Source organism: Pseudomonas sp. FA117 (genome assembly GCF_057370475.1).
In genome coordinates this window covers 3,415,288-3,434,783 of the sequence record NZ_CM170675.1, presented here as the reverse complement: position 1 = coordinate 3,434,783, position 19,496 = coordinate 3,415,288, and the positions used below count along the sequence as shown (strand labels likewise).

Here is a 19,496-nt window from a genome sequence, read left to right as displayed (position 1 = left end):
CCCGCGGGCAGGGTCGTGCCCGCCTGGGGTCAGGCGAAGGTCGCAGCTGCGGGGAAGACGGAGGGGGAGGCGCGGGGCGGGATGGCGGGACGCAGGTGCCGTGGCGGCGGCTGCGCCCAGCTGCGCACGATGATCGGCGAGGGTTGGCCGCTGTGCGCTGCCGGGAACGACCAGAAGTTGCCGCTCAGCGGCACGGCCAGGGCGAAGGAGGAGCACACCGGGCAGTCGAGCTGGGCCATGTGCTGGTCGCCGCTGCCGTCACCCAGGTCGAAGGCCGGCCCCTTGCCGGTGCTGTCCAGCGAACAGAACCCACCCTCCAGGCCCGACAAGCGCAGGCCGCTCATCTGGCCGTGGTGCAGACCGCACAGCAACAGGCTGAACAGGACGCTCGCGTAGAGCGTCCAGGCAGTCAGCGAGCGGGTCTGGCGGGTGGTTTTCATGGCCGCGAATCTACCATTCGGATGGCTGCGTGGGGTGCTGTCGTGGTGTGGTCGATTGTCGCATTCCAGGCACCGAAAGCGTGCCCCCGCGCGCTCCACGATCGTGCGTCACGCCCTGTTCCAGAGCGGCGACCGTAAAATTTCATCTTCGTTCATATTCGTTGTTGGCCCGCAACCTGCTATATCAGTTCAGCAATTCAGACAAGCGGTCATTGCCTAGCCCATCAGTGGTAAACGCGACAGACCCGCAAAAATTTAGCAAGACCAAGGATTTCAGGGGCTGCAGGATGGCATCCGCGCTACAGATCGAACACCCGGGAAGCGATGCAGGCTGGAGTGCGTACCTGCAACTGCGCTTCGTCCAACGTGGCGACACGACCCGCCTTGGTGCGCGCAAGCATTTCGGCCCTCTTCTGGTGCAGCGGCCGTTCTACCCGGAAGGCGCGCCGTGCCATGTCTACATCCTCCACCCCCCTGGCGGTGTGGTCGGCGGAGACCGGCTGGAGCTCGACATTCATCTCGAGCCCGGCAGCCACGCGCTGCTGACCATGCCTGGGGCGAGCAAGTTCTACCGCAGCATCGGCCCGACCGCGCGGCTGGCCCAGCACTTTCACCTGCAGGCCGGGAGCACGCTGGAATGGCTGCCCCAGGACAGCATCTTCTTCGACGGCGCCCGCGCCCGGCTCGACAGCCGCTTCACCCTCGAGCCCGGCGCACGCCTGCTGGCCTGGGAAACCCTGTGCCTGGGCCGGCCGGTGATGAACGAGCGCTTCGACCATGGCGCCCTCGACAGCTGCCTGCAGGTCGAGATGCCGGATGACCCCGGGCTGCACGAGCGCCTGCGCATCGAAGGCGGTCGCCTGGAAAAGCTTGGTGGTTATCCGCTGGTCGCGACCTTCTGTGCCGCGCCTGCCGACCCGGCCCTGCTCGAGCAGGTGCGCCAGGTGCTCGACGATGTGCAAACCCCGGCCGGCGCGACCCTGCTCGGGTCGTTGCTGGTGATTCGCCTGCTCGACAACGACAACCAACACGTGCAACGCACCCTGCAGCGCCTCTGGCATGTGCTGCGCCCGGCCGTTCTTGGCCTGGCGCCGTGCCCGCCGCGCATCTGGGCCACCTGAGAGAGCCTCCCCATGGAGCTGACCCCGAGAGAGAAAGACAAACTGCTGCTGTTCACTGCCGCGCTGGTTGCCGAGCGCCGCCTGGCCCGTGGACTGAAGCTCAACTACCCCGAGGCGGTGGCGCTGATCAGCGCCACGGTAATGGAGGGCGCGCGCGATGGGCGCACGGTGGCCGAGCTGATGAGCCTGGGCCGCGAGGTGCTCAGCCGTGACCAGGTGATGGAGGGAGTGCCTGAGCTGATTCCCGACGTCCAGGTGGAAGCGACCTTCCCGGACGGCACCAAGCTGGTGACCGTCCACGAGCCCATCGTCTGAACCTGCCCAGGAGGCATCCATGATTCCCGGAGAAGTCCAGGTCGCCCCTGGCGACATCGAACTCAATGTCGGTCGCGAAACGGTGAGTGTCAGCGTGGCCAACCATGGCGACCGCCCGGTCCAGGTCGGTTCGCATTATCACTTCTATGAAGTCAACAATGCCCTGGTGTTCGAGCGCGAGCCGACCCGTGGTTTCCGCCTCGACATCCCCGCCGGTACCGCCGTGCGCTTCGAGCCTGGCCAGTCGCGCACCGTGCAACTGGTGGCCTATGCCGGCAAGCGCGAGGTCTACGGCTTCCAGGGCAAGGTGATGGGCGCACTGGAGGACAGGCCATGAGTCGTATTTCCCGGCGGGCCTACGCCGACATGTTCGGTCCCACCGTAGGCGACCGTGTGCGCCTGGCCGACACCGCGCTGTGGGTCGAGGTGGAGAAGGACTTCACCATCTACGGCGAAGAGGTCAAGTTCGGCGGCGGCAAGGTCATCCGCGACGGCATGGGGCAGGGCCAGATGCTGGCGGCCGACGCCGTGGACCTGGTGCTGACCAACGCCCTGATCATCGACCACTGGGGCATCGTCAAGGCCGATATCGGTGTGCGTGGCGGACGTATCGTCGCCATCGGCAAGGCCGGCAACCCGGATGTCCAGCCCGGTGTGACCATTCCGGTCGGGGCGGCCACCGAAGTGATCGCCGCCGAGGGCAAGATCGTCACGGCCGGCGGCATCGACACGCACATCCACTTCATCTCCCCGCAGCAGGTCGACGAAGCCCTGACCAGCGGCGTCACCACCTTCATCGGTGGCGGCACCGGCCCGGCCACCGGCAGCAACGCCACCACCTGCACCTCGGGGCCCTGGTACCTGGCGCGCATGCTCCAGGCGGCCGACAGCCTGCCGATCAACATCGGTTTCCTGGGCAAGGGCAACGTCTCCAAGCCCGAGCCGCTGCGCGAGCAGATCGCTGCCGGGGCCATGGGCATGAAGCTGCACGAGGACTGGGGCTCGACCCCGGCGGCCATCGACTGCTGCATGAGCGTGGCCGAAGAGATGGACATCCAGGTGGCGATCCACAGCGACACGCTCAACGAGTCCGGCTGCATCGAGGACACCCTGGCGGCCATCGGCGACCGCACCATCCATACCTTCCACACCGAAGGGGCCGGCGGTGGGCACGCACCGGACATCATCCGTGCGGCGGGACAGGCCAATGTGCTGCCGTCCTCCACCAACCCGACGCTGCCCTACACCATCAACACCGTCGACGAGCACCTGGACATGCTCATGGTCTGCCACCACCTGGACCCGAGCATCGCCGAGGACGTGGCCTTCGCAGAGTCGCGCATTCGCCGCGAGACCATCGCCGCCGAGGATATCCTCCATGACATGGGCGCGTTCTCCATGACCTCGTCCGATTCCCAGGCCATGGGCCGGGTCGGGGAGGTGGTGCTGCGCACCTGGCAGGTCGCGCACCAGATGAAGGTGCGGCGCGGGCCACTGGCGCCGGACAGCGACTACAGCGACAACTTCCGGGTCAAGCGCTACATCGCCAAGTACACCATCAACCCGGCGATCAGCCACGGCATCGCCCACGAAGTCGGTTCGGTGGAGGTGGGCAAGCTGGCCGACCTGGTGCTCTGGTCGCCAGCCTTCTTCGGCGTCAAGCCGGCCACGGTGATCAAGGCCGGGCTGATCGTCACCGCGCCGATGGGCGATATCAACGGCTCGATCCCGACCCCGCAGCCGGTGCATTACCGCCCCATGTACGCAAGCTTCGGCGCCGCCCGTCATGCCACGCGCATGACCTTCCTGCCCCAGGCCGCCATGGACCGTGGCCTGGCCGAAGAGCTGGGGCTGCGCAGCCTGATCGGCGTGACCCATGGCTGCCGACGGGTGCGCAAGGCCGACATGGTGCACAACGGCCTGCAGCCGCTGATCGAGGTCGATGCCCAGACTTACCAGGTGCGCGCCGATGGCGAGCTGCTGGTGTGCGAACCGGCCAGCGAACTGCCGCTGGCCCAGCGTTATTTCCTGTTCTGAAGGAGCAAGCATGATTGTCCTGACCCGCCGGATCACCGAGGCTGCCTCGGTCACCGGCACTGTCACCCTGGATGTGGACAGCCGTATCAAGAGCCGCCTGCGCGTGACCCTCGACGATGGCCGGGAGGCCGGCCTGATGCTCGTCCGCGGCCACCTGCTGCGCGGCGGGGAACTGCTCGCCGATGACCACGGCGAGCACGTCGTGCAGGTGCTGGCCGCTGCCGAGCGCGTGTCGACCGTGCGCTGTGCAGACCCGTTGCTGCTGGCGCGTGCCGCCTATCACCTGGGCAACCGCCACGTACCGCTGCAGATCGACAACGGACTGCTGCGCTACCAGCACGACCATGTGCTGGACGAGATGGTGCGTGGCCTGGGCCTCGAGGTGGCGCTGGAGCAGGCGCCATTCGAACCCGAGGCAGGTGCCTACCAGAGCGCGCCCCATGGGCATGCCCACGACCACCCCTTCGTTCGCCTGTAAACCCCTTTTCGAACTGCCTTGGAGCACACAATGAAAAAAGCCCTCGCGCTGATGCTGCTGATGATTGCCTTGCCGGCCTTCGCCCACCCCGGTCACGACAACAACCCGCTGCAGGATGGCCTGCTGCACCCGCTGACCGGTATCGACCACCTGCTGATGCTGCTGGGCACCGGCGTGCTGGCGGCACTGACCCGGCGCACCCTGACCCTGCCGCTGGCCACGCTGTCGGCGATGTTCGGCGGTGCGGTGCTGGGCCACCTGTTCGGTGACATGGTCGGCGTCGAGTCGATGATCACCGTCTCGCTGGTGGTGGCGGCCTGCGCCATGCTGCTGCCCAACCGCCAGGTCCTGCTGGCGCTGGCCATGCCGGTGTTCGCCCTGTTTCACGGCTGGGCGCATGGCGTCGAGGCTACCCCGAGCGCGTTCTGGATGTTCAGCGCAGGCTTCGTCACGGTCAGCGCACTGCTGCTGGTGGTCGGTTTCGGCGTAGGCTGCCTGCTGCGTCGCCACACCAAGCTGCAGAAGCTGTTCGGCGGTGGTCTGCTGGCTGGCGCCGCGTTCGTGCTGGCGGGCTGATGAGCAGCGACCTGGCGCTGCTGCGTCTGCTGCAACTGGCAAGCCCCGGCCTGCCGGTGGGCGGCTTCACCTACTCGCAGGGCCTGGAGTGGGCCGTCGAGGCTGGCTGGGTACGCGATACGCCGGGCTTCTGCGCCTGGCAGCGCGAGCAGTTGCACGACACCCTCGGTTGCCTCGACTGGCCGTTGCTGGCGCGTCTCTATCAGGCCTGCCTGAACGACGACGCCGAGGCCTTCGCGCATTGGAGCCGTTTTCTGCTGGCCAACCGCGAGACTGCCGAGCTGCGCCTGGAAGAGTGTCAGCGCGGCAGCGCCCTGGCGCGCATCCTCGATGGCTGGCAACTGGCGCAGGCGCCGGCCTGGCGTGAAAGCATCGAGCTGTCGCAGCTCGGCGGCATGGCCTGGCTCGGGGCGCACTGGTCCATCCCGCTGCGCGACCTGGCCCTGGGCCACGGCTTCGCCTGGCTGGAGGGCGCGGTGATGGCCGGGGTCAAGCTGGTGCCTTTCGGCCAGCAAGCGGCCCAGACCCTGCTGCGCGACCTGGGCGCGGAGTTGCCGGCCGTGCTCGACCAGGCCCTGACCCTTGACGACGACGCGCTGGGCGGTGGCCTGCCGCTGCTGGCCATCGCCTCGTCACGACACGAAACCCAATACACCCGTTTGTTCCGTTCCTGAGGACTGCCTACATGCAAAGCTATCAGCAACCCCTGCGCGTCGGTGTCGGCGGCCCGGTCGGCTCCGGCAAGACCGCGCTGCTCGAGGCCCTGTGCAAGGCCATGCGTGACCACTACCACATCGCGGTGGTGACCAACGACATCTACACCAAGGAAGACCAACGCATCCTCACCGAGGCCGGCGCCCTGGAGCCGGAGCGCATCGTCGGCGTGGAGACCGGTGGCTGCCCGCACACCGCGATCCGCGAGGATGCCTCGATGAACCTGGCGGCGGTGGAAGCCCTGGCGCGCAAGTTCGGCAACCTGGAAGTGATCTTCGTCGAGAGCGGGGGGGACAACCTCAGCGCCACCTTCAGCCCGGAGCTGGCCGACCTGACCATCTACGTGATCGACGTCGCCGAAGGCGAGAAGATCCCGCGCAAGGGTGGGCCGGGCATCACCAAGTCGGACTTCCTGGTGATCAACAAGACCGACCTGGCGCCCTATGTCGGCGCTTCGCTGGAGGTGATGGAGCGTGACACCAACCGCATGCGCCCCGAGCGCCCCTGGACCTTCAGCAACCTGAAGAAGGGCGAGGGCCTGCAGGCGGTGATCGACTTCATCGTCGATCGCGGCATGCTCGGCGTCAGGGGCTGACCGGCACGGCCCCGCCGGGCGGCTGCACGGCCGGCCGGGCGGGGCATGTCGCCAATCAGGCGACGAACATCTTGCGCGGGCTGTGGTGCGAGATCCAGCCCGCCACCGAACCCAGGGTACTGGCCCCGGCCATTTGCGCCAGGCTCTCGAGCGAAGGCTCCAGGTGCGCGGCGAACCAGGCCACCAGGCCCAGGAAGTAGCACAACAGGTTGTTCATCATCGGCAGGCCGCGCAGGCTGACCACGATCACCGCGACCACGAACACCACCATCGGTATCGCCAGCAGTGGGCCGACGCTTGGCGCGATCAGGGCGACGCTGGCTGCAGCCAGGGCTCCGAAGATCAGGCCGAGCCAAACGCAACCGAGGTTTTCCAGGGTCGAGCGGGTGGTCAGGCCCCGGGTGAAGAAGGCGATCCAGCCGATGAACATGGCCCAGACCGGCACCTGTGCGGCCAGGGCGGTGGCGGAGGCGGCGGCGGCGGTGACGGCCGCGACCAGGGTGACGGTGATGTAGCTGCTGCGGGAAACGTGGAGGTGACTCATCGCTGGGTTCCTGTGGGTGGTTGTGACGGCTGGATTCTGGTCCGTTTCCCCACCGGGATAATCACCCGGGCAAGAGCTTGTTAATTCCAAGTACGTTAACAATGCATTTGTAATAATTTGTTTTATCTAAATAATTGAAACAAAAAATGTTCAATTGTTTCGACGTATTTGTTCGCCTGCCGGCGCCGACAATCCATCCCAGACCGCTGCCAGGCGCCGCACCGCGCTCATCGCGTCATCGGCATCGATGAAATTGGCGAACCCCATCAGCAGCCCCTGTTCGGCGCAAGGTCGTACCCGCCATTCCCCCAACGCATGCACGGCCAGGCCCTGGGCCCGTGCGCTCGCGGCGAGCAGGTGCTGGTCGGTCGCGTCGTGCAGGTGAGCCAGTACGTGAATGCCTCCGGCCTGCTGCTGCACACCCAGGCGCGTGCCAAGCACCTGCTGCAGGGCGTCGACCAGATACTGGCGACGGACGGCGTAGAGCGCGCGCATCCGGTTCAGGTGACGGGCGAAATGGCCAAGTTCCATGAACTGCGCCACGGTGGCCTGCAAGGCAATGGCGCCAGGTCCGGGCAGGTGGCGGGCACTGTCGTTGAAACGCTCGACCTGCGACATCGGCACCACCAGGTAGGCCAGGCGCAGGCCCGGATACAGCACCTTGCTGAAGGTGCCGGTGTACAGCACCCGGCCTTGGCGGTCCAGGCTCTTGAGTGCAGGCAGCGGTCGACCGTGGTAGCGAAACTCGCTGTCGTAGTCATCCTCGATTATCCAGGCGTCGGCCCGTGCCGCCCAGTCCAGCAATTCCAGCCGCCGTTGCAGGCTGAGGGCAACGCCCATCGGGCTCTGGTGGGTCGGCGTGACCACCGCGAAACGCGCCCCCGCGGCCAGGCGCTGGCCGAGGTTGACGTCCAGTCCGTCCTGGTCCACGTCCACGGGTTGCAGGCGCATCCCGGCGTGCTCCAGGCACTGGCGTGCATGCAGGTAGCCGGGGTCTTCGTACCAGCCCAGGTCGCCGGGGCGCAGCAGGGTGCGACACACCAGCTCGAGCGCGCCCCGATAGCCGGTGGTGACGAACACCTGCTCATGGCTGCAGTGGATGCCGCGCGAAATGCCCAGATAGGTGGCGATGGCGTGGCGCAACTGTGCATGCCCGGCGGCCGGGGGAGCGGTCATGGCCAGTGGATCGAGGCTGCGCAGGTGGCGCGCGGCCAGGCGTGCCCAGGTCTTGCGCGGGAACGCATCGAGCGCCGGCAAGCCCAGGCGGAAGGGCGCTATGTGCGTGCCTGCGTCCTGCGTCGCAGGGCTGACCGGCAGCGTCGCCGGGGCCACGACCCGGTCGGTACCGGGCAGCCCGCACAAGCCGGGGGCCACGACCGTGCCGGCCGCACCACGGGTGATGAAATAGCCTTCGCCGACCAGCATCTGGTAGGCCATTTCCACCGTGCCACGGGCCAGGTTCAGTTCGCTGGCCAGGCTGCGCACCGAGGGCACCCGGTCGCCAGCGCGCAGCTTGCCCCTGGCGATCGCTTCGCGGTAGCGCTGGTAGAGCTGCAGGTAAATGGGCGCGGTGTGTTCGCGGCTGGGCTTGAGCTGTTGCAGGTCCATGGGGCTTGTCCCATTCAATTGAGCGATTCTTGCACCTGTCGGGTGGGGCATGATCTTCCTAGAGTGGCGGGCAGACCTCAAGGGACACCTGTCATGAATACCTTCAGCCTGACCCATGCCGAAACCGATGCCCAGTTGCATGCCTGCTTCGCGGTGATGCACGAGCTGCGTCCGCACCTGGCCGATGCCGCTACCTTCGTCGCCCAGGTCCGTCGTCAGGCTGCGCAGAACTATCGCCTGCTGGCGGCGTGGCAGGGTGATGAAGCCAAGGCGCTGGCCGGCTACCGGGTGCAAGAGAACCTGCTGTACGGACGCTTCCTGTATGTCGACGACCTGGTTGCCAGCACCGAGGCGCGCCGCCATGGCCTGGGGGCGGCGTTGATCGACGCTCTGCGCGAGGAAGCCCGTGCGCAAGGCTGCACGCACCTGGTGCTGGACACCGCGTTGGCCAATGCCCTGGGTCAGCGCTTCTATTACCGCCAGGGCCTGCTGGCCAGGGCCATGCACTTCAGCCAGGCCCTCTGATTGCACGGCCGGCTTCACCTCACTCGCGGAGAACTCCGATGAACCTGTGTCCATCGGCCTGCCTGCGCAGGCCCCTGTTCGGAACCCTGACATGAAGATCCTGCACATCGATTGCAGCACCCGGGTCGCCTCGCACAGCCGAGCGCTGTCGGCGGCGGTCGTCGACCGTCTGGTCGAGGGTGCGGCGCAGGTCGTGGTTACCCGCCGTGACCTGGGCATGACGCCCATCGGGCATGCCTCGGCGGCCTACGCCGACGGATTGCAGTCGCCCCAGGCACTGGAGGCGGCGCTGGCAGGCTCGGCCATGGCCCTGTCCGAGCAACTGATCGTGGAAATCGAGCGCGCCGATGCCCTGGTGATCGGCACGCCGATGCACAACTTCACCGTGCCTTCGGTGTTCAAGGCCTGGCTCGACCAGGTGATGCGCGTCGGCCGCACCATCGGGCGCACGCCCGAGGGCCGCAAGACCGGCCTGCTGGCTGACCGCCCGGTGCATGTGGCCATCGCCTCCGGCGGCTTCTTCACCGGCGAGCGCCCGGCGCAGCCGGATTTCCTCACCCCCTATCTCGACGCAGCGTTCGCCTGCATCGGCCTGCACTCGGTACGCTTCCACGCGCTGCAGGGCACGGCCGTGCTTGACGCTGCGCAATTGCGTGACGAACACCAGCGCTTGCTGGCGAGTCTCGACCGGTGGAGATCGCAGGCATGACGATCATCGAGCAATCTCCCCTGAAAGTGCAGGCGCATCCGGGCAGTCGCGGACCGTTGGCCGTCCCGCTGCTGGCGGTACTGGTCTACCCGTTCCTGTTGATGCTGTTCAACGCCTATGTAAACGAGCCCAGCGGCCTGGATGGGGTGGGTGCGGTGATCGCCCTGGGCCTGGCCTTCGCCGTGCCGATTCCCGGCTTGCTGGTGGCCGGGCAGGCCGGGGTGTCTGCCGGTGTGCGCCGCTTTGCCTACGCCAGCGTGGCGGCGCCGACCCTGTACGTGTTTCTCGGCGTGGTACAGGCGCTGCTCGGCAGCACGCTGCCCGACCCGCTGGTGTGGTGCGTGATCTGGCTGGCACTGGCCGCACTGGCGCTGTTGCGTGCACGCCAGCCAGTAGCCGCATCGGCCACGGCAGGCCTGGGCCGCTGGCGCGTGGCCCACGGCGTGAGCGGCGCGGTCCTGTGCCTGTATGTGCTGTTCCACCTGGGTAACCACCTGGCCGGGCTGGTCGGGCCTGAACTGCACGCCCAGGTAATGGAGATCGGCCGCACGGTGTACCGGGCCGGCCTGATCGAGCCGCTGCTGGTGCTGGCGTTCATCTTCCAGGTAGTCAGCGGCCTGCACCTGGCCTGGCGCTGGAGTGCCCGGACGCAGGACCGGCTGCGGACCTTGCAGGTGGCGTCCGGGGTGTACCTGTCGCTGTTCGTGCTCGGGCACATGAACTCGGTGTTCATCTATGCCCGCACGTTCCTCGGCATCCCTACCGACTGGAACTTCGCCACCGGCGCACCCACCGGCCTGCTGTTCGATGCCTGGAACATCCGCCTGGTGCCGCACTACACCTTGGGCGTGTTCCTGGTACTGCTGCACCTGCTGTTGGGGCTGCGGGTGGTGCTCCAGGCGCACGGCGTGCAGGAGCGCGCCGTGCGCCTGGTCTGGCGGGGCGGCGTGACGGCCTGCGCGGCCATCGCGCTGGCGATCATCGCCGGCATGTGCGGGGTGAGGCTGTAGCGCCAGGGCGGTTCAACCGCCCTGGGAATCGCGCCCCTTGAGCGGGGTGAACTGGTTCGAAGCCTCCGGCAGGCCGGTGACCTTGATCGACCGCGCCCCGACGGCGAACTTCGCGCCCACCTTGGAGAAGCGCTCGAGCAGCTGGAAGTTGATCGCCTGCTGGATATCCATGTACAGGTTGTAGCCGGGGTCGAGCACGATGTAGACCGCCTCGAACTCCAGCGCCTCCTTGCCGAAGCCGCGCAGGTGGGCGCGGTCGAAGCGCACCTGGCCCTGGGCCTTGATCGACTCCTCGACGATCGCCGGGGCCTTCTTCACCGCTTCGGTCGGTGTGTCGTACGACAGGCCGAACTCGAAGACGATACGCCGTTCCTGCAGGCGCTTGTAGTTCTGGATGGTGCTGCTGATCATGCCGGCGTTGGCCATGACGATCTGCTCGCCGCCCAGGCTGCGGATGCGCGTGGTCTTCAGGCCGATGTTCTCGACCGTGCCGGCCAGCGCGCCGATGACGATGAAGTCGCCGACCTCGAAGGGTTTGTCGACGGCGATCGACAGCGAGGCGAACAGGTCGCCCAGCACGTTCTGCACTGCCAGCGCCACGGCGATGCCGCCCACGCCGAGGCTGGCGACGAAGGCGGTGATGTTCACGCCCAGGTTCGACAGCATCGCCAGCAGCACCACCGACCACAACAGCACGCGCGCGCCCCAGCCCGACAGGGTGGCCAGGGCACTGCCGCGGTAGGCGCTGCCGCTGTCGTGGCGAGCGAAGTAGCGGCTCAGGCCAAGGGCGATGGCGCGGTTGGCCCACAGGCCGATCTGCAGCGCAGCGACCACGAACCACAGGCTGCCGACCCGGTCCAGCCAGCGCTCGGGCAAATCCAGTACGCCAAGGCCGACCAGCAGCGAAGCGAGCATCAGCAGGAAGTTGCTGGTGCCTTCCAGTACCTGGGTGATGAGTTTGCTGAGCTGGCCGTCGTGACTGGACCATTGCCGGGCGCGGCGCTTGAGAAAGCTCAGCGCCCAGCGCGTCACCAGGAAGGTGATCAGGGTCACCGCCAGGGCCAGCAGCAGGTTGAGGATGGAGATGCCGAACACCGTGGTGGTGGTCAGCAACTGCAGCAATCGTTCGTCCATCGGGTCTCCCTCCGAGATGGTGGTCAATTCAGGGTGCCTGTTGCGGCACAGTCTGTTTAGAAGGGCGAGGGCGGCGAGGGTTTAATCGGATGTGCGCCGATGCTGCCCGACGCCTGCCGGGCTGCCTTGCGCCATGGCAGCTTTACGTGCACGTCAGGCTGTCGCACACTGCGTGCAGTTCCGGGGTACAGCTGGAGTAAACGATGGCGCGACAATCACCCATAACAGACGCCCACGACCCGATGCAGCAATCCCGCCAGGTCCGCCTGCACCTGGCCAGCGAAGGCGAACTGCCTTCGGGCATGCTGCGCGACGAGATCGATGCGTCCTGGCGGCGCAGCCATGGCCACGGCCTGGATTGCCTGCAGGGCGAACAGGTCGGCCTGGGCCTGAAGCACGGTAATGACCTGCAGACGCTGCTCGAACTCAACCGCACGCTGATCGATGCCGTCACCCCTGAGCTCGATTACCTGGTCGAGCGCCAGGGCAAGGGCGGCATCATCATCCTCGGCGACGCCCAGGCCAATGTGCTGGCCATCGAAGGGCAGACCCATGTGCTCAACCGCACCGGCCTGCGCGACCTGCACCCGGGCAGCTGCTGGAGCGAGGCGCTGCGCGGCACGAATGCCATCGGCACGGCCGTGGTCGAAGGCCGGCCGACCCTGATCAACTGCGGCGAGCACTACCTGGATCGCCTCAGCCCGTTTTCCTGCACTTCGGTACCGCTGCGCGACCCGCGCGGCGAGGTGATCGGCGTGCTCGACATCACCCGCGAAGGAGTGATGAGCCAGCCGCAGGACAGCCTGTCGACACTGATGCTCGCGGCGGGCAACATCGAGAGTCGGCTGTTCGGTCTGTATCACCCCGAGCAACTGGTGCTGGCCTTTCACAGCCGCCCGCAATACCTGGGCAGCGCCTGGCACGGCCTGCTGGCGCTGAGCCTGGACGGCGAGGTGCTGGCGGCCAACGACAATGCCTGCCAGCTGCTGGGCCTGGCCCGCCCGGGCCTGATCGGCCGGCGCTGCAGCGACCTGCTCGGTGAGCGTTCGCCCGCCTTCCTCAACCGGCTGTGGCAGGGCGGGGTGAGCAGCGTGCAGACTGCCAAGGGCGAGTTCTTCTGCCGCGTGCTGCAACTGCCGCGACACCTCCCGCTCGGCCCCGCGGTGGCGACCAGGCCGGCGGCTGCGCCCAGGTCAACGGCGCTCGAGGCCCTGGCCGGCGGCGACGCGCGCCTGGCGCGTGGCCTGCGCATGGCTCGCCAGGGCCTGGGCAACGGCCTGCCGGTGCTGCTGCTGGGCGAAACCGGCACCGGCAAGGAGGTGGTGGCACGCGCCCTGCACCAGGCCAGCCCCCGCGCCGACAAGCCGTTCGTGGCGGTCAACTGCGCGGCCATTCCCGAAGGGCTGATCGAGTCCGAACTGTTCGGCTACCGCGACGGTGCCTTCACCGGTTCGCGGCGCGGCGGCATGGTCGGGCGGCTGATGCAGGCCCAGGGCGGCACGCTGTTCCTCGACGAGATCGGCGACATGCCCCTGGCCCTGCAGGCCCGCCTGTTGCGCGTGCTGCAGGAGCGTCGGGTGGCGCCGCTGGGGGCAGGGGAGGAGCAGGATATCGACGTCGCGATCATCTGCGCCACCCACCGCGACCTCAAGCGCCTGGTGGCCGAGCAGCATTTTCGCGAAGACCTCTACTACCGGGTCAACGGCGTGTCCCTGCGCCTGCCGGCCCTGCGCGAACGCGATGATCTGCGCGCGCTGATCGACGGCCTGCTGGACAAGCTCGGCGCTCGTCACGTCAGCCTGGCACCTGGCTTGAGCACATTGCTCGAAGGCTTCGACTGGCCGGGCAACATCCGCCAGCTGGAAATGGTGCTGCGCACCGCACTGGCCATGCGCGAGGAGGGGGAGCAGGTACTGCAGCTCGAGCATCTGACCGACTGCCTGCTCGACGAGCTGTCCAGCGGCGTCGCCGCGCCCGGCAGCCTGCGCGAGAACGAGCTGGAGCTGATTCGCGGCGCGCTGGCGCGACACCAGGGCAATGTCTCGGCGGCCGCCGAGGCGCTGGGGATCAGCCGTGCCACGCTGTATCGCAAGCTCAAGCAGTTGCGCGCCTAGGCCATGGGGGGACTGTTCTCGCGCCTGATCGAGTCCGGCGACCCGCAACTCATGCGCCAGGCCCTGGCCTGGCTGTATGGATTCGTGCGCCCGCAGCGCCGGGCCATCGCTGCACTGCTGGGCCTGTCGCTGCTCGCCTCGCTGCTGGCGCTGGCCCAGCCCTGGCTGGTCAAGACCCTGATCGACGATGGCCTGTTGGCCCGCGACTACCCCACGCTCTGGCACATGGCGGCACTGATGATCGGCGCCGGCGTGCTGGGCACGCTGCTGTCGGGCGTCAACCGCTACCTGCACACGCGTCTGTCGGGGCGCATCCTGTTCGCCCTGCGCGACGACCTCTACCGGCATCTGCAGCAGTTGTCGCCGACCTTCTACGGGCGGCGGCGCACCGGTGACATCCTCTCGCGGCTGGACGGCGATGTCGCCGAGATCCAGCGTTTTGCCGTGGATTCGCTGTTTGCGGCAGTGTCCAGCGTGATCGGCCTGCTCGGTGCGGTGCTCCTGATGCTGATGCTGTCGTGGCAGTTGTCGCTGTTGCTGGCCGTGCTGGTGCCGATCGAGGTGCTGTGGCTGCGCTGGATGCGGCGCAAGGTCGAACGTGAGGTGCGCAGCCTGCGCGAGCGCTCGGCGGATGTGTCGTCGTTCCTGGTGGAGACCTTGCCGGCGATGAAGTTCATCCAGGCCGCCGGACAGCAGGACCGCGAGGCAGGGCGCCTGGATCGGTTGGGCCAGGGCTACATGCGGCAATTGCTGAAGGTGCAGGTCACCGAGTTCTTCACCCAGGCGGTGCCCGGCACCCTGACGTCGTGGTGTCGCGCCTGTGCATTCCTGGTGGGCGGCTGGTGGGTGATCCAGGGCACCTGGCAGTTGGGGGCGCTGATCGCTTTTTCGACTTACCTGGGCATGGCCGTGGGGCCGGTGCAGAGCCTGCTTGGCCTGTATGTGGCGGTGCAACGCATGGCGGTCAGCCTGGGGCGGGTGATGGAACTCAAGCGCGAGGCGGTGGCCGTTCGCGAGCCGCAGGCGCCCCGGCCGATGCCGGACGGCCCCGGCGAGTTGCGCCTGGAGGCTGTCGGTTTCACCCATGAAGGCCGCCAGGGCGCAGTGCTCGACCAGGTCGACATCGCTGTCCCGGGTGGACTGAAGGTGGCCATCAGCGGTGCTTCCGGGGTGGGCAAGTCGACCCTGATCGACCTGCTGCAGCGCTTCTACGACCCCGATCACGGGCGCATCCTGCTCGATGGCGTCGATCTGCGCGAGCTTGACCTGGCCGCGCTGCGTCGGCGCATCGCGGTGGTCAGCCAGGACATCGTGCTGTTTCGTGGCACCCTGGCGCAGAACCTGGCCTACAGCACCCCGCACGCCAGCCGCGCAGCGCTGGAGCAGGTGGTGCGCCTGACCCATCTGCAGAGCCTGGTGCACAGCCTGCCGCTGGGGCTCGATGGTACGCTCGGCGAGCGCGGCCAGCAGTTGTCCGGCGGGCAGAAACAGCGTATCGCCATTGCCCGTGCCTTGCTCCAGGATCCGGCGATCCTGGTGCTCGACGAAGCCACCAGCGCCGTGGACGAGGCGACCGAGCGCGAGGTGATCGCCGCCATCGACCAGTTGTTCGCCGGGCGCACCCGGATACTCATCAGCCACAGGCCTTCGACCCTGGCCGATGCCGACCTGCACCTGCATTTGCAGGAGGCTCGCCTGCAGGTGCTGCAACCGGTGCGTGCCGACCATGGCCAGTGAACTGCGGCTGGGGGTGGTCGACAGTGGCTGTGCACTGCAGCATATGCCTGCGGTGCTGGCGGCGCGACGGTTCTGGCTGGAAGACGGACTGCTGCAGGAAGGCACGGCGCTGCCCGACCGCCTGGGGCACGGCAGCGCCGTGCTGGAATGCCTGGCGCAGGATGCTGGCGAGGCCGGTTTGCTGGTGGCGCAGGTCTTCACCGATCAGCCGCGCACCAGTGCCTTGCAAGTGGCTGCAGCGGTGTTGTGGCTGGTCGAGCAGGGCGCGACCCTGATCAATCTGAGCCTGGGGCTGGCCCAGGACCGCCCTGTGTTGCGCCAGGCCTGCGCAGCCGCCCAGGCTGCCGGCGTGGTGCTCTGCGCCGCAAGCCCGGCGCGCGGTGGCCCGGTGTATCCGGCCAGTTACCCCGGCGTGCTGCGCATTACCGGTGACGCCCGTTGCCAGCCGGGGCAATGGTCGTGGCTGGGCACGGCGCAGGCTGACGTTGGCGCAGCGGTGGGCGAAGGCGGCCAGGCGGGTGCCAGCCTGGCGTGCGCCGCCCTGACCGGGCGCCTGTGCGCTGTGCTGCGTGAGCACCGCGAACTGCAACCGGCGAACTTGCGTGCCTGGCTGCAGGCGCATGCCGCGTTCGTCGGGCCTGAGCGGCGAGGTGTCGATGGCCAGTGATCCGCAGATCCTGGTCCTCGGCGCAGGCCCTGCCGGTGCCACCACCGCCATCGGCCTGCGGCGCCTGGGCTATGCGGTCACCCTGGTATCGGACTGGCGCCGCTTCGATGCAGTCGAAGGCGTTTCGCAACGGGTGCTGGACGGCCTGCGCCATGCCGGACTGGGCCAGGCGCTTCACGTGGCGACCGTCGCAGCCGCGCGCCAGGTGCAGTGGAACGGCGAGCGCCTGCAGATGAATCAGGAGTTCCTGCTCGACCGCGTCCGTTTCGACCGGGCGCTGCGCGAGGACTTGCTGCGCGCCGGAGTACGGCTGATCCACGGGCGTGTCCGTGAGCTGGAACAGGCGGATGGCTACCGGGTGCGCCTCGACGATGGCCAGTGGCTGCAGGGTGATTTCCTGGTCGAGGCCCGTGGCCGTCAGGCACCGCTGCCGGGCAGTCGCCTGCGCGGCCCGGAGACCCTCAGCCTGCTCAACCTTTGGCAAGCCACGGAAGGTGCGCCGGCCTCGGCCGTGGAAAGCCTCGAAGATGGCTGGGCGTGGATGGCGCGCCTGGCAGACGGGCGCTGCTATTGGCAGATCACCCTGGATGCCGGTGCCGCTTCGCTGCCGGGCAAGGCGGCTTTAGCCGGCTATTGCGCAGCGCGGCGGCGTCAATCGGCCCTGGTGGCGCAGCTGTTCGATGCCCGGGCGCTGGAGCCTGCCCAGGTGCATGCGCGCAGCAGTACGGCGATTCTGGCCGGCGAGTGCGCGGGGCGCGACTGGCTGCGGGTGGGCGATGCGGCGATGGCGGTCGATCCGCTGTCGGGCAACGGGATCTTCCAGTCGCTGTCGTCGGCATTGCAGGCGCCGGTGGTGATCAACACCCTGCTCAGGCGGCCCGGGCGGGCAGCGCTGGCGCAAAGCTTTCACCAGCAACGGGTCGAGCAGCTGTTCTTGCGCTTTGCCCGCACGGGGCGCGATTTCTACCGCCAGGAGCGCCGTCAGCCCGGCGCCGGTTTCTGGATGCCGCGCCAGGCGTGGCCGGATGACCAACCCATGCATCAGGCCGCGCACTGGCAGGCCGTTCGGCTCGAGCGCAGGCCGGTGCTGCGTGATGGCTGGGTGGATGAAGCCGAGGTGGTGGTGACTGCCGACCAGCCGCTGGGTGTGTGGCACCTGCAGGGCATCGAGTTGGCGCCGGTGGTGCGGGCCCTGCAGGCAGGGGCCGGCCTGGACGCGGCATTGGCGGGGCAGCCACGGCAGGCACAGGCGATGGTCCGGCGCTGGTTGCATGAGCAGGGCTGGCGTATCGACGAAGCATTCTGAAAAACGGCAGGCGCGGTCAGTGCCCTGAACCGTAGCGGTGTCGTTTCGACAGGAAGGCGGCCTGCTCGCGCAGTGGCTGCGAGAGAGGCCGCTCAAGCTCAGAGCTTGATCAGTACCGACTTGAGCTCGGTATAGTAGTCGATCGCCGCTGCCCCCATCTCGCGGCCAACCCCCGACTGCTTGTAGCCGCCGAAGGGCAGTGCCGGGTCCAGCGCGCTGTGGCAGTTGACCCAGATCGAGCCGGACTTGATGCGTGGGATCATCCGGTGCACCGCGCCCAGGTCGTTCGACCAGATGCTGGCACCCAGCCCGTACGGGTTGTCGTTGGCCATGCGCAGCACTTCGTCGATGTCGTCGAAGGGCATGGCCACCAGTACCGGGCCGAAGATTTCCTCCTGCACCAGGCGGTGACGCTGGTCGACATCGACGATCACCGTCGGCTTGACGAAGTAGCCCGGCCCGAAGCTTTCGCCGCCGCAGGCGATGGTCGCGCCCAGTTCGCGGCCCAGTTCGATGTAGCTGGCGACCCGATCCTGCTGCTTGGCCGAGATCAGCGGGCCCATCTGGACTGCTGGATCCAGGCCACTGCCCAGCTTCATGCCGTTGGCGATGCCGGCGATGTCGGCTACCACGTTGTCGAAGTGCTTGCGGTGCACGTACAGCCGTGACCCAGCGCAGCACACCTGGCCCTGGTTGAAGAAGATCGCCGTCGCCGCGCCGGCGGCCGCCTCCTGCAGGTTGGCGTCGGGCATGACGATGGTCGGCGACTTGCCCCCCAGTTCAAGGGTGACGCGGGTCATGTTGTCCATCGCGGCCTTGCCGATCAGCTTGCCCACTTCGGTGGAGCCGGTGAAGGTCAGCTTGTCCACGCCGGGGTGACGGCTGAGGGCAGCGCCGGCATTGAGCCCGGTGCCGGTGACGACGTTGAATACCCCATCCGGGTAGCCGGCTTCGGCGACCAGCTCGGCAAGCTTGAGTGCGGTCAGCGGGGTTTCGTCGGCCGGCTTGAGGACCATGGTGCAACCGGTGGCCAGGGCCGGGCCGAGCTTCCAGCAGGCCAGCAGCAGCGGGAAGTTCCAGGCGACGATGGCGCCAACCACGCCAACCGCTTCGCGGCGGATGAAACCGTGGAACTGTTCGTCGGGCATCAGCGGCATCGAGGCGTCCACGGTGCTGCCTTCGATCTTGGTGGCCCAGCCGGCCATGTAGCGCAGGAAGTCGATGGCCAGTTGCACATCCATCACCTGGGCGACATTGGCGCTCTTGCCGTTGTTCAGGCATTCCAGCTCGGCCAGTTCGCGGGCATCGCGCGCCATCAGGTCGGCCAGGCGCCACAACAGGTTCTGCCGTTCGCGCGGGCGCATGCGGCTCCAGGGCGAATCGTCGAAGGCCTGGCGCGCGGCGCGCACCGCACGGTCGACGTCTTCAGCCTCGGCGCTGGGGACTTCGCCGAGGATCTGCCCGGTGGCCGGGTTACGGAAATTCAGGGTTCGGCCGCTGGCGGCGTCCTGCCAGTCGGCGCCGATGCGCATCTTCAGCTTGCGCGCGAGAAAGGCCTGGGTGGCGGGCAGCAGGGGCAGGTCGGAAAGCATGGGGCGGTGCCTCTTGTCATTGGAATGTGGCAAGGGGCGGCGCAATGCCCGTGCCAAGGTCGCCTGGCGGCTTCAAACCATTGATCCGGCTGGTTTTTGCAATGCTGCACAGGGCAGCTTGCGGGCCTGCGCTGTTGCACATTGAGACGCTGTGAGACGGTGCTGAAACAGGTGGGCCGGTGGTGATCTTTTCGCGGGCAAGCCCGCTCCCACAGGTTGGACTGCCCCCAAAAAGTTGGACACAAATCCAACCCTTGGGGGGCAGTCCAGGTAT

Annotated in this window: 20 protein-coding genes; 15 read left to right on the top strand and 5 right to left on the bottom strand. The window is 67.7% G+C overall.

The window, feature by feature from the left end:
* Positions 1–29: 29 nt before the first annotated feature.
* Positions 30–440 carry a DUF2946 domain-containing protein gene (locus tag AC1TXO_RS15865; protein WP_486402635.1) on the bottom strand — a complete coding sequence of 137 codons (411 nt, stop codon included), beginning with the start codon at positions 438–440 and terminating at the stop codon, positions 30–32.
* Between the two features lie 287 nt (positions 441–727).
* On the opposite strand from AC1TXO_RS15865, the gene AC1TXO_RS15860 reads away from it, so the two are divergent.
* From AC1TXO_RS15860 to ureG, 8 genes are read left to right on the top strand one after another with little or no spacing between them, the layout of a single operon-like run.
* On the top strand, positions 728–1,561 hold the full coding sequence (locus AC1TXO_RS15860; RefSeq protein WP_486402634.1) for an urease accessory protein UreD: 834 nt from the start codon (positions 728–730) through the stop codon (positions 1,559–1,561).
* 12 nt (positions 1,562–1,573) lie between these two features.
* Positions 1,574–1,876 carry an urease subunit gamma gene (locus AC1TXO_RS15855; protein ID WP_486402633.1) on the top strand — a complete coding sequence of 101 codons (303 nt, stop codon included), beginning with the start codon at positions 1,574–1,576 and terminating at the stop codon, positions 1,874–1,876.
* A 19-nt stretch (positions 1,877–1,895) separates the two neighbouring features.
* Positions 1,896–2,213, top strand: a complete 318-nt coding sequence (locus tag AC1TXO_RS15850; protein WP_486402632.1) for an urease subunit beta — start codon at positions 1,896–1,898, stop codon at positions 2,211–2,213.
* Positions 2,210–3,913: an urease subunit alpha gene (gene ureC / locus AC1TXO_RS15845; RefSeq protein WP_486402631.1), complete on the top strand. Its 1,704-nt coding sequence runs from the start codon at positions 2,210–2,212 to the stop codon at positions 3,911–3,913. The genes AC1TXO_RS15850 and ureC overlap by 4 nt, the downstream gene beginning before the upstream one ends.
* Positions 3,914–3,923: 10 nt before the next feature.
* Complete coding sequence (gene ureE / locus AC1TXO_RS15840) at positions 3,924–4,391, top strand: urease accessory protein UreE (protein ID WP_486402630.1); 468 nt, start codon at positions 3,924–3,926, stop codon at positions 4,389–4,391.
* A 30-nt stretch (positions 4,392–4,421) separates the two neighbouring features.
* On the top strand, positions 4,422–4,967 hold the full coding sequence (locus AC1TXO_RS15835; protein ID WP_486402629.1) for a HupE/UreJ family protein: 546 nt from the start codon (positions 4,422–4,424) through the stop codon (positions 4,965–4,967).
* Positions 4,967–5,641, top strand: coding sequence for an urease accessory protein UreF (locus AC1TXO_RS15830; protein ID WP_486402628.1), 675 nt, complete (start codon positions 4,967–4,969; stop codon positions 5,639–5,641). Before AC1TXO_RS15835 ends, AC1TXO_RS15830 begins: the two co-directional genes overlap by 1 nt.
* A gap of 11 nt (positions 5,642–5,652) precedes the next feature.
* Complete coding sequence (gene ureG / locus AC1TXO_RS15825; RefSeq protein WP_186665077.1) at positions 5,653–6,276, top strand: urease accessory protein UreG; 624 nt, start codon at positions 5,653–5,655, stop codon at positions 6,274–6,276.
* A 55-nt stretch (positions 6,277–6,331) separates the two neighbouring features.
* Here ureG and AC1TXO_RS15820 read toward each other — a convergent pair whose 3' ends face one another.
* Both AC1TXO_RS15820 and pdxR read right to left on the bottom strand, forming a co-directional pair.
* A complete protein-coding gene (locus AC1TXO_RS15820; RefSeq protein ID WP_486402627.1) occupies positions 6,332–6,820 on the bottom strand; it encodes a DUF1097 domain-containing protein in 489 nt (162 codons plus the stop codon).
* A 150-nt stretch (positions 6,821–6,970) separates the two neighbouring features.
* Positions 6,971–8,428: a MocR-like pyridoxine biosynthesis transcription factor PdxR gene (pdxR, locus tag AC1TXO_RS15815; protein WP_486402626.1), complete on the bottom strand. Its 1,458-nt coding sequence runs from the start codon at positions 8,426–8,428 to the stop codon at positions 6,971–6,973.
* Positions 8,429–8,521: 93 nt separating this feature from the next.
* Here pdxR and AC1TXO_RS15810 point away from each other — a divergent pair, with 93 nt between their 5' ends.
* The 3 genes from AC1TXO_RS15810 (at position 8,522) to AC1TXO_RS15800 (ending at position 10,672) form a co-directional block, all read left to right on the top strand.
* Complete coding sequence (locus AC1TXO_RS15810) at positions 8,522–8,953, top strand: GNAT family N-acetyltransferase (RefSeq protein ID WP_486402625.1); 432 nt, start codon at positions 8,522–8,524, stop codon at positions 8,951–8,953.
* Positions 8,954–9,044: 91 nt separating this feature from the next.
* The gene (locus AC1TXO_RS15805) at positions 9,045–9,662 is read left to right on the top strand and encodes an FMN-dependent NADH-azoreductase (protein ID WP_486402624.1); all 618 of its coding nucleotides are present in this window, start codon (positions 9,045–9,047) and stop codon (positions 9,660–9,662) included.
* On the top strand, positions 9,659–10,672 hold the full coding sequence (locus AC1TXO_RS15800) for a hypothetical protein (protein WP_486402623.1): 1,014 nt from the start codon (positions 9,659–9,661) through the stop codon (positions 10,670–10,672). Before AC1TXO_RS15805 ends, AC1TXO_RS15800 begins: the two co-directional genes overlap by 4 nt.
* A 12-nt stretch (positions 10,673–10,684) precedes the next feature.
* Here AC1TXO_RS15800 and AC1TXO_RS15795 read toward each other — a convergent pair whose 3' ends face one another.
* On the bottom strand, positions 10,685–11,806 hold the full coding sequence (locus AC1TXO_RS15795) for a mechanosensitive ion channel family protein (protein ID WP_486402622.1): 1,122 nt from the start codon (positions 11,804–11,806) through the stop codon (positions 10,685–10,687).
* A 203-nt stretch (positions 11,807–12,009) separates the two neighbouring features.
* On the opposite strand from AC1TXO_RS15795, the gene AC1TXO_RS15790 reads away from it, so the two are divergent.
* The 4 genes from AC1TXO_RS15790 to qhpG are packed head-to-tail and all read left to right on the top strand — an operon-like array spanning position 12,010 to position 17,630.
* Entirely contained in the window at positions 12,010–13,920 is a 1,911-nt protein-coding gene (locus tag AC1TXO_RS15790) for a sigma-54-dependent Fis family transcriptional regulator (protein WP_486402621.1), read from the top strand.
* 3 nt (positions 13,921–13,923) lie between these two features.
* A complete protein-coding gene (locus tag AC1TXO_RS15785) occupies positions 13,924–15,657 on the top strand; it encodes an ABC transporter ATP-binding protein (RefSeq protein ID WP_486402620.1) in 1,734 nt (577 codons plus the stop codon).
* A complete protein-coding gene (gene qhpE, locus AC1TXO_RS15780; protein WP_486402619.1) occupies positions 15,647–16,324 on the top strand; it encodes a subtilisin-like serine protease QhpE in 678 nt (225 codons plus the stop codon). Before AC1TXO_RS15785 ends, qhpE begins: the two co-directional genes overlap by 11 nt.
* Complete coding sequence (gene qhpG, locus AC1TXO_RS15775; protein ID WP_486402618.1) at positions 16,278–17,630, top strand: flavin-dependent monooxygenase QhpG; 1,353 nt, start codon at positions 16,278–16,280, stop codon at positions 17,628–17,630. The genes qhpE and qhpG overlap by 47 nt, the downstream gene beginning before the upstream one ends.
* A 98-nt stretch (positions 17,631–17,728) precedes the next feature.
* Here the strand turns inward: qhpG and AC1TXO_RS15770 are convergent, their stop codons facing one another.
* Positions 17,729–19,222 (bottom strand): aldehyde dehydrogenase family protein, encoded by a 1,494-nt coding sequence (locus AC1TXO_RS15770; protein ID WP_486402617.1) that lies wholly within the window; start codon positions 19,220–19,222, stop codon positions 17,729–17,731.
* Positions 19,223–19,496: the final 274 nt, after the last annotated feature.

Coding starts and splice junctions, on each gene's coding strand:
- ureC (WP_486402631.1), top strand. CDS start 2,210: ATGAGTCGTATTTCCCGGCGGGCCTACGCCGACATGTTCGGTCCCACC.
- AC1TXO_RS15800 (WP_486402623.1), top strand. CDS start 9,659: ATGACGATCATCGAGCAATCTCCCCTGAAAGTGCAGGCGCATCCGGGC.
- AC1TXO_RS15855 (WP_486402633.1), top strand. CDS start 1,574: ATGGAGCTGACCCCGAGAGAGAAAGACAAACTGCTGCTGTTCACTGCC.
- AC1TXO_RS15810 (WP_486402625.1), top strand. CDS start 8,522: ATGAATACCTTCAGCCTGACCCATGCCGAAACCGATGCCCAGTTGCAT.
- pdxR (WP_486402626.1), bottom strand. CDS start 8,428: ATGGACCTGCAACAGCTCAAGCCCAGCCGCGAACACACCGCGCCCATT.
- AC1TXO_RS15770 (WP_486402617.1), bottom strand. CDS start 19,222: ATGCTTTCCGACCTGCCCCTGCTGCCCGCCACCCAGGCCTTTCTCGCG.
- AC1TXO_RS15805 (WP_486402624.1), top strand. CDS start 9,045: ATGAAGATCCTGCACATCGATTGCAGCACCCGGGTCGCCTCGCACAGC.
- AC1TXO_RS15820 (WP_486402627.1), bottom strand. CDS start 6,820: ATGAGTCACCTCCACGTTTCCCGCAGCAGCTACATCACCGTCACCCTG.
- AC1TXO_RS15785 (WP_486402620.1), top strand. CDS start 13,924: ATGGGGGGACTGTTCTCGCGCCTGATCGAGTCCGGCGACCCGCAACTC.
- AC1TXO_RS15830 (WP_486402628.1), top strand. CDS start 4,967: ATGAGCAGCGACCTGGCGCTGCTGCGTCTGCTGCAACTGGCAAGCCCC.
- ureE (WP_486402630.1), top strand. CDS start 3,924: ATGATTGTCCTGACCCGCCGGATCACCGAGGCTGCCTCGGTCACCGGC.
- AC1TXO_RS15795 (WP_486402622.1), bottom strand. CDS start 11,806: ATGGACGAACGATTGCTGCAGTTGCTGACCACCACCACGGTGTTCGGC.
- AC1TXO_RS15860 (WP_486402634.1), top strand. CDS start 728: ATGGCATCCGCGCTACAGATCGAACACCCGGGAAGCGATGCAGGCTGG.
- AC1TXO_RS15865 (WP_486402635.1), bottom strand. CDS start 440: ATGAAAACCACCCGCCAGACCCGCTCGCTGACTGCCTGGACGCTCTAC.
- qhpE (WP_486402619.1), top strand. CDS start 15,647: ATGGCCAGTGAACTGCGGCTGGGGGTGGTCGACAGTGGCTGTGCACTG.
- AC1TXO_RS15790 (WP_486402621.1), top strand. CDS start 12,010: ATGGCGCGACAATCACCCATAACAGACGCCCACGACCCGATGCAGCAA.
- qhpG (WP_486402618.1), top strand. CDS start 16,278: ATGCCGCGTTCGTCGGGCCTGAGCGGCGAGGTGTCGATGGCCAGTGAT.
- ureG (WP_186665077.1), top strand. CDS start 5,653: ATGCAAAGCTATCAGCAACCCCTGCGCGTCGGTGTCGGCGGCCCGGTC.
- AC1TXO_RS15835 (WP_486402629.1), top strand. CDS start 4,422: ATGAAAAAAGCCCTCGCGCTGATGCTGCTGATGATTGCCTTGCCGGCC.
- AC1TXO_RS15850 (WP_486402632.1), top strand. CDS start 1,896: ATGATTCCCGGAGAAGTCCAGGTCGCCCCTGGCGACATCGAACTCAAT.